This window comes from Streptomyces sp. NPDC111802 (genome assembly GCF_055634335.1).
On the sequence record NZ_JBVKCZ010000104.1, the window covers coordinates 1 to 8957 of the forward strand.

Genomic DNA, 8957 nt, shown 5'->3' on the forward strand with positions numbered 1-8957 from the left:
ATCCAGCGCCATCCCGAACTCCTCATCGGATTCCTCGCCGGAACCGGCCTCGAACTCGCTCCACCGGCATCAAGCCCATAGTCAAAAATCAGTAGAGCTGAAGGTCCGGGCGATCTGCTCCTTGTCGGCGCTTGTCATCAAGAGCAGCTGCAGCAGAATGCGTGCCTTGACCGGATCCAGCGTGTTGCCGGAGATCAGCCCGTGCGTAAGCAGATCGGACTCGGAGCCCGGGAAGCCGTAGGTCTGCCTGAGCACGGGCCCGGATCCGGTGCGCGTTGCCAGGATGACCGGCATGCGCTTGGCAAGGTCGGTGAGTGCATCCACACAGGCCATCGGGACATGGCCGGCCCCGAACGCCGCGACCACCAGCCCGTCCACGTGGTCACCGAGGACTTGGAGAAGCGTCCCGTCGTCGCCGAGGCCGACCGTGAAGGTCGCGGTGCGCGCGGAGGTCGTGGCCTCCCGGGGATGGATCGCTAGGGAAGGGGCGAGACGCGCCAGGATCCGGACGCGGTCTTCCGCCACGTAGCCGATCGGCCCGGGGTACGAAGTGAAGGCCATCGGGCTCGTGGCGTGGGTCTTGCGGACCCAGCGGGCAGCGTGGATCTCCTCTCCGAACACCACCAGACACCCCAGGCCCCGCGCTTCGGCGCTGGCCGCGACGCGAGCGGCAGCCAGGGCATTCGCGGGACCATCCGCCCCCGCCATGCTCGCGTTACGCATGGCGCCGGTCACCACGACCGGCATCTCGCCGCTGGTGACGAGGTCCAGCAGATAGGAGGTCTCCTCGATCGTGTCCGTCCCTTGGGTGATGACCACGCCGTCGACCGCGAGCGCCTCGATCTTGGTTGCGAGCTCGAGCAGGTCGGAGACGGCCAGCGAGGCGCCGGGTAGTCGGCGGAAGTCGTGAACCTCCACCTGGATGCCGCTGTCGGCGAGGCCTGGTACGGCTGCGACAAGGTCGTCGGCCGACAGCGTCGGCGTCGCGCCGCTGTCTGTCTGAGTGGTCATCGCGATGGTGCCGCCGAGCGAGATCACTGCGACGCGCCGCGCGTTGACGGCCATGTTTTCTCTCTCCTTTGTGGATGTGTGGTGTGGTGCGCAGGTCAATGATCGGCTGGGAGGGAACCGACGTACGCGCACGCGGCGTCGATGCCGGCCGCGGATACCAGTCGGCTGCGGGACTGAATCAGCCCGGACGATCCGTACCGGGCGAGCTGGCCGCACCGCTGGATCAACCAGGACCACGGCAGATTGAGATACTGCGCGAGAGCACGGAGCCGTCCGGCAGCCGTCGGGGCCGCGGTGAGCGAGTCCGCGTCGACGTCGCGCGCGGCGATCGTGAACTCGCGAACGACCGAGGATCGCGCTGTCACATCGACATGCCACATCCCGTCTCCGCGCACCCAGTTGGCGATCACTGCTTCCTTATCGGGCGCGACCACGAAGCCCTCGACGGCCTCGTATGCGGGATCGGCCGTGAACTGGGCGTGGATCCCCAACGACTCCATCAGCGCTACGGCCAGGAACATCAGGGTTCGTTCATACCTCGGAGAGGAGCGGACGACCTCCTCAGGGACGCAGAAGGCCCGAGTGCTCGTGCTACCGAGAGCCTTGGTGGTTTCCCGCAGGTACGGGTACTTGTGATCGAAGATTAGCCATGCGCTGGCCTCCTCGCCCCGTTGCTCCCTGGTCCAGAACGCGGGCAGCGCTGGGAGGTCCGGCAGGGCCCGAAGGATGTGGCGGGCGCAGAAGTCGGAGCCGAGCCACATGTGGGCGACAGTGTTCAACCCGGGTGCGGCTTCCCGGCTGACCGCCGATGCGGATAGCCGCTCGTAGGCCTTGAGATCGCTGCGGGTTTCGGCAAGAGGCCGGTCATCGGCCTGTAGAGCGTCGTCGTAGTTGCTGACGGCCCACAGAATGCCGTAGGTGAGGTCATCCAGTTCGTAGGCCGTGGGCGCGGCGACTTCGTACACGCCGCCGTTCTTCGCGAGCTTACTGCGGGCCGTGCGGCCGTCCAGAGCGTAGAACCGTGAGACTCCGTCGGCGTTGAGTGCCCCGACCAGCAGGCTGCGATGCGGCCGCGCCAGGAATTCCTCAGCCCGCCGCTGGTCGGGGACGGACACGATCACTCGGCCTCCCTCGATGCGCGCGGGGTGGACCTGGAGCGAGAGCTGGGACCCGAGCATGGAACGGCCTCCCGGGATGAGGGCGTGCCAGTCGACGCCGAAGTCAGGGGTCGGGCGGGACAGTTGAAGGCCCGGCCAGCTTTCGGTGGCGGTTCTCGCGAACCCGAAGGGATCTTCGGTGGCACTGATTGCTGAAGCTGCTGGCACCCCCATGCCGGCAACCGCAGCTGCACCGCCCCCCACCCCAGCGCGCAACAGCGCGCGTCGACCGAGCGCCACGAGCACCACCGTTCCATCGTCGAGACGTGCGGGGACGAAGATCCCCTCACTGTCCGACGGTGCCGTCTGCGAAAGAGCCGTGGCCAGGCTCAACGGTGTATCGGATACATGGGGCGCCGAACCGGATACATGGCTGGGCTCGGATACACCCCGGTCGATCTCCTGCCACAGCTCGATCAGGAACCCACCAGCACCAAGCGTCCGGTCGATGAGCTCCGCCTCACCCCGGCCCTGAGGTGGGCGTGCCCCGTTCTCCCAACGCTGCACCTTGGAGTGCGAAACGAACGTCCTCGCGGCCAATTCCCGCATGGACAGTCCACGCGCCTCACGCAGCTGTCGGATCATGTAGCCAAGGCGGTGCTGGGGAGACTGGTCCGGCGTCAGGACCTTCGGCCTCTGCCCCACGTTGAGCCCCCTCGATGTATCCAAGTCCCTGTATCCGCAGGACGGATACAGGGCAACCGTAGAAGTCACTCAAGATCACGCCTACACCTGGAGTACCGGCTTTTCCAGTCGGGATCCCCAACTGCTGCTCTAGGAGGGCGAGATGAACGAGCTTCGGCATGCCCACAGCACGGGCCACCGTGTAGCCGACGCGCATGGCCGCAACATCGATCTCACGCCCACCGGCGTGAGGTCGACAGATGACTGCACCTGCTCGAGAGCCATGGCAGGAACCGGGCCGCGCGGGCACCCCCGCGGCACGGTGGTCATACGCGTCACGGTCATTCTGACCGGCGGACTGGTCGTAACGGTTCTGCTGGTGGTGATCCGCGACATCGTCACCACCGTGGCCAGCACCAGCGTGACAGGCTTGATCCTTAAGGCATTGCTGATGCCGTCTCACCGGCGGGACCGGTGAGTTCCATGGCTTCTTGCGATCGGCTTCGTGCGCGCCGGGCACTGTGGGTTGGCTCTCTATACAACGGGAGTAGCAACCCACAGCGCCCGGTCCGCGACGCGGGTACATCAGGCGTCGAACTCGTAGTCGAGCACGTAGGCGGCGGAGTCCATGGTCATTTCGTTGATCTCCACCGCTCGCCCTTCGGAGTCGAACGCTGTACGTGCCAGCTTGATGACCATCCTGTCGGCGGGAATGGCCAGCCGAGCTGCTTCTTCGGCGGAAGGCATACGCACGCGGATCTCCTCCCGGAAGTGGGCCGGGGCCCGACCAAGGTCAGCCAGGCGGGCGTAGATGCCGCCGGGACCGGTGTCGGCCTGAGTGATGGGGGAGCCCGCCACCAGCGACTGCGGCAGGTAGGACTCCGCAACCATGACCGGGCGTCCGTCCATGACGTACCGCCGGCTGCGTACGCAGACCGTCTCGCCGGGCGTCAACTCGAGAACGTCGCTGACGTGTTGAGGCGGGGCGACGTCCTCCGACACCGTGATCTGGTCGACGTCCGGAGCGCGGTGGTCGTCGGCCGACCAAACCGTTTTCCCGCTTCCCCACTGGCCGCGGGCCAGTCGCTGGATGCCGCGGCGGCGGATGGGGTGGAACGAGATGACGCGGGCGCCGGCTCCCTTCTTGGTCTCTACGAGACCTTCAGTGCGCAAGATCTTGAGCGCCCTGCGGGCAGTGAGGCTGGCGACTTCGTACTGCGTGGCCAGCGAGTTTTCTCCAGGCAGGCGATCGCCAGGGCCATAGTCGCCTCGCTCGATCGCTGCCTTCAGCTCAGCAGCGATCTGCTGAGCCTTGGTGAGCTGCGCGCCGGTCTCGTCTGTCATCTGTCTCCCAACCTCGGTATCGATCCTAGGGCGGCTGGCTACCGAGGTACCTCGTGGGGCGCCTTAAACACGCCGGGAGTGACCTACACAGGATACCTCAACGGTACCGAGGTTCTTGACATCGGTACCGAGGATGGTTCTACTAGAGGAGCAACCTCGGTACCGAGGTTACCGCCAAGACGTCGCCTCGGAACTGCTTTTCCCTGCTCAGCCGCCTTCGCGACGTCTTCCGAACCTCACACCTCCGAGAGGAGCATCACCCGTATGTACGTCTCCCAGATCTCCCGCGCTGCAGTCGGCTCGTTGACCCCGGCTGGCCGGTTCGAGCGGCCGCTGCTCGCGTTCGTGAACAGCCTGCTGTCCCCGTTGGACTACCAGAGCGCTCCTCAGCTGGCCCTCATGGCGTGGGCGGAGGCGTTGGGCTCGCTGCGCCTCACCACCGAGGCCGGGATGGAGGGGGACATTCCCGTGTGGCTCGCGGACGCGGTTCGTCGCGTGGTGCGCGAGCAGACCTCCCCAGCCGCCTCCGTCGGCCGCGTGGTCACGGTCGCCTCGAGCGGCAAGACGCACGACCTGGTCCTCGCCGACTCCGAGGCGTCCGCTTCCGACGACAGCGTCACCAACACCCCGCTCGTTGCCTGAACCCCCTCGCCGGGTCCTCTACGGACCCGGCTCCCCCACCCGGAACCGCCCCGGCGGCGCCGGCTGAGGGAGCCGGAACGTCGGTCCCCTACCGAGCACCACCGCAGGAAGTCGTCCGCCTCGAAAAAGGGGCCGGGGTTGATGCACCACCTAATCCCCCGGCTTCTCGACTCTCTGCTCGCACGTCGCAGCGCTGATGCGCTGTCCGTCCTCCAGGACGCCGGGTCTCCCGTGCGCCTGGCGGGCGGAGAGAGCACCGCGACGCAGCCCCTGCCCTCCGTACGAAGGAGATCCCCCACATGACCATCACGTCCGCGATGCCCAAGGCCAAGGAGCGGAAGACCCGGACCCGTACGAAGCGGGTCAGCGGCCTCCCCGCCATCCGGCTTTCTCAGCTCCCCCCGTCCCACATCGACTTGCGTCAGCCGCTGAAGGCGGTCCTCGTCTGCGAGGACTGCGGGACCTGGGTCCCCATCACCGGCATGCAGAGCCGGATCCAGAAGTTGGTCCCGCATCACACCGGCAGGGCCAGCGAGGCCGATGCGATCCGCTGCCGCAGCAGCAACCGCAAGGTGGCGTTCGACATGACGATCCCCGAGTGGCGCCAGGCCCTGACCGACGCGGTCAAGGAAGCCTCCAGCCGCCAGGCCACCGCGGTGCTGCCCAAGGCATTCAGCGCGCAGACCGACCGGACCCTGCGGGCTCGTGCCGAGCGCACGCTGGCCGGGCGCCTGGCCGACTGGAACGCGGTGCTGTTCCGTGTGGCCGACGCCGACAAGAGTCGCCGGGCGATGCCCGCCGGTGACGCCCCCACGGAGGGCCCCGAAGTTCCGCTGGACACGCTCCACCCCCAGCGGCCCGCGCGCTGAACCCCGCACGAACCGCCACGGCCCCGACCATCCCGAACAGCCGGGGCCGCGGCTGCTCGTACACGCAGACCACCGACAACAAGGAGGGCCTCCGCATGGCTATCCCGACTGACCCGCGCACCCTGCAGCAACGTGTCGCCGACCAACTGGAGGCGGCTCACATGCAGCTGACCAAGCCCGGGCTGAGCCGCCGTGACCGCGCTCGGGTCGCGGACCGCATTCACCAGCTGAAGCAGGAGGCCAGCCGCCTCGGTCACTGACCTTGCAGCCTGCGCTGCCCGCCGGTCACCGAGCCCTTTCCACTGTGGGCCCGGTGACCGGCGGAGTGCGTAGGACGCACTCCCTTTCCTCTACGTCAGGAGACGCTCGTGAACGCTCTGATTTCGCACACGTACTTCGGCCCGACGCGGGCGACCAGCTATGTGACGCCCGGCCTGAGTCAGGAAGTGGCGTACCGCCTGATCGGGATCAACACGCTCGCCGGGTTCGAGCCGGTCGTCTACACCCGGACCCGGCGGGCGACCAGCTGCGCACCCGCGACGGCAACCCCGTCACGGTCGTCGCGCTCAGCGGCAGCAGCCTGCGCGGTGTGATTGAGATCGAGCAGGTCTGATCCCGCAGCCTGCGCTGCCCGTCGTCGACCGGCTCCGTTTACCGCGGGGCCGATCGACGGCGGAGTGCGCAGGACGCACCGCCCGCCGCACATGAAGAACCCCCAGGGGCAGCATCCCTGGGGGTTCTTGGTGTCGCGGGCGACCCTTCCATCGAGAGGGAAGCCCACATGACCATCATGGCTGACGCCCCCGTGGCCGTCTCCCGTACACGCCCGCCGTTACCGCGGCGACCGCTCCCGCACGAGCGGACTCCCGACCGGCCCACACCGGCCGGCCCCCGACCGCACCCGCAGCAGTCCGCCGGCCGCCCCAGCGACACCGCCGCCCGGCAGCTACTCGATGCGCTGTACCGCGAGCACGCGCCGATGGTGACCCGGGTCGCGGCTCGGTCACTTCGCCCCCACGACCGCGGCCTGGCCGACGACATCGCCCAGGACGTGTGGCTGGACACCTGGCAGTACCTCCTGCGTGGCAACGACTTGTGCTCCCCGGCTGGCTTCCTCGTGATGCGGGCCCGGCGCCGCGCGGTCGACCACTACCGCCTCGCCCGCGTCCGGCCCGTCGACTGCACCGACGAGTCCGCCCTCGCTCACCTCGCCCGCCGGATCGGAGCCGCCGCATGATGCCCATCGTCGCCATCGCCCTGCCCAGCGCCGCCGACGAGATCGGCCCGCGCCGCCCCGGCACGATCTACCAAAACGTCGACGGGCGCTTCGAGGTGCTGGCGCTCGTCACTGACCCGCGTGAGGCGGCGAAGCTGCTGCGCCGTAAGGGTGCACGGTGGGCGCTCATCGTCCGCGACACCCTGCGCGCGGACGGTCAGCCCTTCGCGATCGGATCGGCGTGGACGACGTCCGACTGCCTGCTGCGCGAGGGCACGCGGGCCCCGGCCTACGCCCCGGCTGCCTGACGATCCGTCACGGTCCCTCTCCCACCCCACCAGAGCGTCAAGGGTTGGGAGACGGGCCGTGGCTGGCCGTCTGGCCAGTCACAAAGCGACAGCCCCGGAAGGTGAGAGCTCCGGGGCTGTCCGGTCAAACGGACTCGGAGATCCCTATGACCACAGCGATCATGACACGGGCCGTCGCCCGTACGACAGCGGCCACAGCGAACCTGGAGTACTGGTGCGGCCCGTGCGGCAGCTTCCACTCCGGCCTCTGCCCGGCCGCCGCGCACCGCCAGCTCGGTGACCTCCTGGCGTGCATGGTGCGCGAGTCCGACGCCCGCATCCCCGCAGTGCGCCGGGCCCGCCGCACGCTTCAGGAGATGCTGCCCGGCTACGAGCGGCAGCCGGTGCTGATCCTGCACCGGCCGGTGATGGCCGACGACGCCTGCCCGCTGTGCCTGCGCTGGAAGTGCAACCCCAGTACCTGCCCGCCCGCCTCCGTTGCCCGGACGCCTGCCACTGCCAGTGGCGGGATGCAGTGCGATGTGTGCGGCGGAACCTTCGGAGCTGCGCCACCGCCGCCCGCTGGCATGCAGGCCGCTGTCCCGGACCCCAGGGCCTGGACCTGCAGCGCGTGCCAGAACATCGGCTACTGAATGCCACACGCATAGCGGCCCTTGCCCGGCAGCGAAAGCGCCGGTCCTGAAAGCCACTGCCCCAATCGACATCGCCACCTCTGTCGGCTGCCTGACCCGCCCGGCCCGGCCCCCACTCCCCCGGTGGGCCGGTCCGGGCGCGGTCCAGGGGACCGGACAGCCCGGGTTCATCAATCCGAACCGACATGCAACCCCCGCACGAAGAACGGAGACTTCCGTGACCGATACGAAGCAGTGGCGTGACGCCAGTCCGCGTGGCATGGTGCTCGCCGTCCTGGGCGTGGTCACCCTTGGCGTGGCTGTCCTCTCGATGGCCGTCAGCTACGACATCCTGGAACCGAAGTTCGGGGCCTGGGCCGTGCCGACCGTCGGCGCCCTGGACGCCCTGTGGGTCGTCTTCCAGATGACCGAAATCCTGGCTGCGAACAACCGAGCCCGGGCCAGGCGGGTGCAGTATGCGGGGCTGGCGCTCACGGCGGTGAACGCCGCAATCCCCACGGTCGACCTCGCTCTGAGGCTGCACAGCTCCGGAGCCGCGTTCAGTCTGGCCGTGGTCATCACCCCCATCGCGATCGTGGCGACCAAGACCGCCTGGTGGATCGCCCTTCCCTCGCTGGGCCGGCGGGTGTCGGCCGAGACCCGCCGCGCGATCGCGGCCCGCCGCCAGAAGGTTGCGGACCAGCTGGAAAAGATGGAAGCGGACACCGCCGACCGCATCGAGCTCCTGACTCTGGCGCGCGACTTGAACGAGCGCGTGGCCGAAGCCGAGACGGTCTACCGCCTGTCGGTGCTGAAGACGCAGCAGTCCATGACCGAGGACCTGCACCAGCAGGCCGAGGCCACAGCCACCACCGTGCAGACGAAGGCCCTGCCCGCCGCGGTGGCTGCAATTCAGCTGCCGGAACTCGACACGTGGACGCCGGCCGCGCCCGCCCTGGCCGTCACGGCCGACCGTGACGCTTCCAGCGCGGATCTCCCTGCCCTGCCTGGTGGGCGTGACGCCTCCGTCACGGACGCTGGTGAACGTCACGCAGGTCAGGGCGATTTCGCGAACAGCCGTCCCGGCGAGCGTCACGCGGGGAGTGACGGAGACCGTGACGCCGTCACGCTTACGGACCTCGCGGTCGTCACGGGCGTGCCCACGCCTCAGCCCG

Annotated in this window: 12 protein-coding genes; 9 read left to right on the forward strand and 3 right to left on the reverse strand. The window is 68.6% G+C overall.

All coding sequences use genetic code 11. The features are described 5' to 3' along the window. Positions 1 to 81 precede the first annotated feature (81 nt). Both ACZ7NC_RS43260 and ACZ7NC_RS43265 read right to left on the reverse strand, forming a co-directional pair. Positions 82 to 1065, reverse strand: a complete 984-nt coding sequence (locus ACZ7NC_RS43260) for an asparaginase (RefSeq protein WP_471497464.1) — start codon at positions 1063 to 1065, stop codon at positions 82 to 84. A 41-nt stretch (positions 1066 to 1106) separates the two neighbouring features. Beyond that, positions 1107 to 2753, reverse strand: a complete 1647-nt coding sequence (locus tag ACZ7NC_RS43265; RefSeq protein ID WP_471497467.1) for a helix-turn-helix domain-containing protein — start codon at positions 2751 to 2753, stop codon at positions 1107 to 1109. A gap of 202 nt (positions 2754 to 2955) precedes the next feature. Here ACZ7NC_RS43265 and ACZ7NC_RS43270 point away from each other — a divergent pair, with 202 nt between their 5' ends. Beyond that, a complete protein-coding gene (locus ACZ7NC_RS43270) occupies positions 2956 to 3270 on the forward strand; it encodes a hypothetical protein (protein ID WP_471497469.1) in 315 nt (104 codons plus the stop codon). A 107-nt stretch (positions 3271 to 3377) separates the two neighbouring features. On the opposite strand, the gene ACZ7NC_RS43275 is transcribed toward ACZ7NC_RS43270, so the two are convergent. Then, entirely contained in the window at positions 3378 to 4136 is a 759-nt protein-coding gene (locus ACZ7NC_RS43275) for a GntR family transcriptional regulator (protein ID WP_471497471.1), read from the reverse strand. 264 nt (positions 4137 to 4400) lie between these two features. On the opposite strand from ACZ7NC_RS43275, the gene ACZ7NC_RS43280 reads away from it, so the two are divergent. The 8 genes from ACZ7NC_RS43280 to ACZ7NC_RS43315 all read left to right on the forward strand — a co-directional run. Continuing rightward, on the forward strand, positions 4401 to 4778 hold the full coding sequence (locus tag ACZ7NC_RS43280; protein ID WP_471497474.1) for a hypothetical protein: 378 nt from the start codon (positions 4401 to 4403) through the stop codon (positions 4776 to 4778). Positions 4779 to 5077: 299 nt separating this feature from the next. Continuing rightward, positions 5078 to 5647: a hypothetical protein gene (locus tag ACZ7NC_RS43285; RefSeq protein WP_471497476.1), complete on the forward strand. Its 570-nt coding sequence runs from the start codon at positions 5078 to 5080 to the stop codon at positions 5645 to 5647. A gap of 95 nt (positions 5648 to 5742) precedes the next feature. Beyond that, positions 5743 to 5907, forward strand: coding sequence for a hypothetical protein (locus ACZ7NC_RS43290; protein WP_471497478.1), 165 nt, complete (start codon positions 5743 to 5745; stop codon positions 5905 to 5907). A 108-nt stretch (positions 5908 to 6015) separates the two neighbouring features. Then, positions 6016 to 6240: a hypothetical protein gene (locus tag ACZ7NC_RS43295; protein ID WP_471497479.1), complete on the forward strand. Its 225-nt coding sequence runs from the start codon at positions 6016 to 6018 to the stop codon at positions 6238 to 6240. A gap of 188 nt (positions 6241 to 6428) precedes the next feature. Further along, positions 6429 to 6884: an RNA polymerase sigma factor gene (locus ACZ7NC_RS43300; protein WP_471497481.1), complete on the forward strand. Its 456-nt coding sequence runs from the start codon at positions 6429 to 6431 to the stop codon at positions 6882 to 6884. Next, positions 6881 to 7171, forward strand: a complete 291-nt coding sequence (locus ACZ7NC_RS43305) for a hypothetical protein (protein ID WP_471497483.1) — start codon at positions 6881 to 6883, stop codon at positions 7169 to 7171. Before ACZ7NC_RS43300 ends, ACZ7NC_RS43305 begins: the two co-directional genes overlap by 4 nt. 146 nt (positions 7172 to 7317) lie before the next feature. Further along, positions 7318 to 7803: a hypothetical protein gene (locus tag ACZ7NC_RS43310; RefSeq protein WP_471497485.1), complete on the forward strand. Its 486-nt coding sequence runs from the start codon at positions 7318 to 7320 to the stop codon at positions 7801 to 7803. Positions 7804 to 8062: 259 nt separating this feature from the next. Then, on the forward strand, positions 8063 to 8957 hold an 895-nt coding region (locus tag ACZ7NC_RS43315; protein WP_471497487.1), incomplete at its 3' end, for a hypothetical protein.

Excerpts from the sequence above, each read along its gene's own strand:
- ACZ7NC_RS43260 (WP_471497464.1), bottom strand. The coding sequence starts at position 1,065 with ATGGCCGTCAACGCGCGGCGCGTCGCAGTGATCTCGCTCGGCGGCACC.
- ACZ7NC_RS43265 (WP_471497467.1), bottom strand. The coding sequence starts at position 2,753 with ATGATCCGACAGCTGCGTGAGGCGCGTGGACTGTCCATGCGGGAATTG.
- ACZ7NC_RS43270 (WP_471497469.1), top strand. The coding sequence starts at position 2,956 with ATGAACGAGCTTCGGCATGCCCACAGCACGGGCCACCGTGTAGCCGAC.
- ACZ7NC_RS43275 (WP_471497471.1), bottom strand. The coding sequence starts at position 4,136 with ATGACAGACGAGACCGGCGCGCAGCTCACCAAGGCTCAGCAGATCGCT.
- ACZ7NC_RS43280 (WP_471497474.1), top strand. The coding sequence starts at position 4,401 with ATGTACGTCTCCCAGATCTCCCGCGCTGCAGTCGGCTCGTTGACCCCG.
- ACZ7NC_RS43285 (WP_471497476.1), top strand. The coding sequence starts at position 5,078 with ATGACCATCACGTCCGCGATGCCCAAGGCCAAGGAGCGGAAGACCCGG.
- ACZ7NC_RS43290 (WP_471497478.1), top strand. The coding sequence starts at position 5,743 with ATGGCTATCCCGACTGACCCGCGCACCCTGCAGCAACGTGTCGCCGAC.
- ACZ7NC_RS43300 (WP_471497481.1), top strand. The coding sequence starts at position 6,429 with ATGACCATCATGGCTGACGCCCCCGTGGCCGTCTCCCGTACACGCCCG.
- ACZ7NC_RS43305 (WP_471497483.1), top strand. The coding sequence starts at position 6,881 with ATGATGCCCATCGTCGCCATCGCCCTGCCCAGCGCCGCCGACGAGATC.
- ACZ7NC_RS43310 (WP_471497485.1), top strand. The coding sequence starts at position 7,318 with ATGACCACAGCGATCATGACACGGGCCGTCGCCCGTACGACAGCGGCC.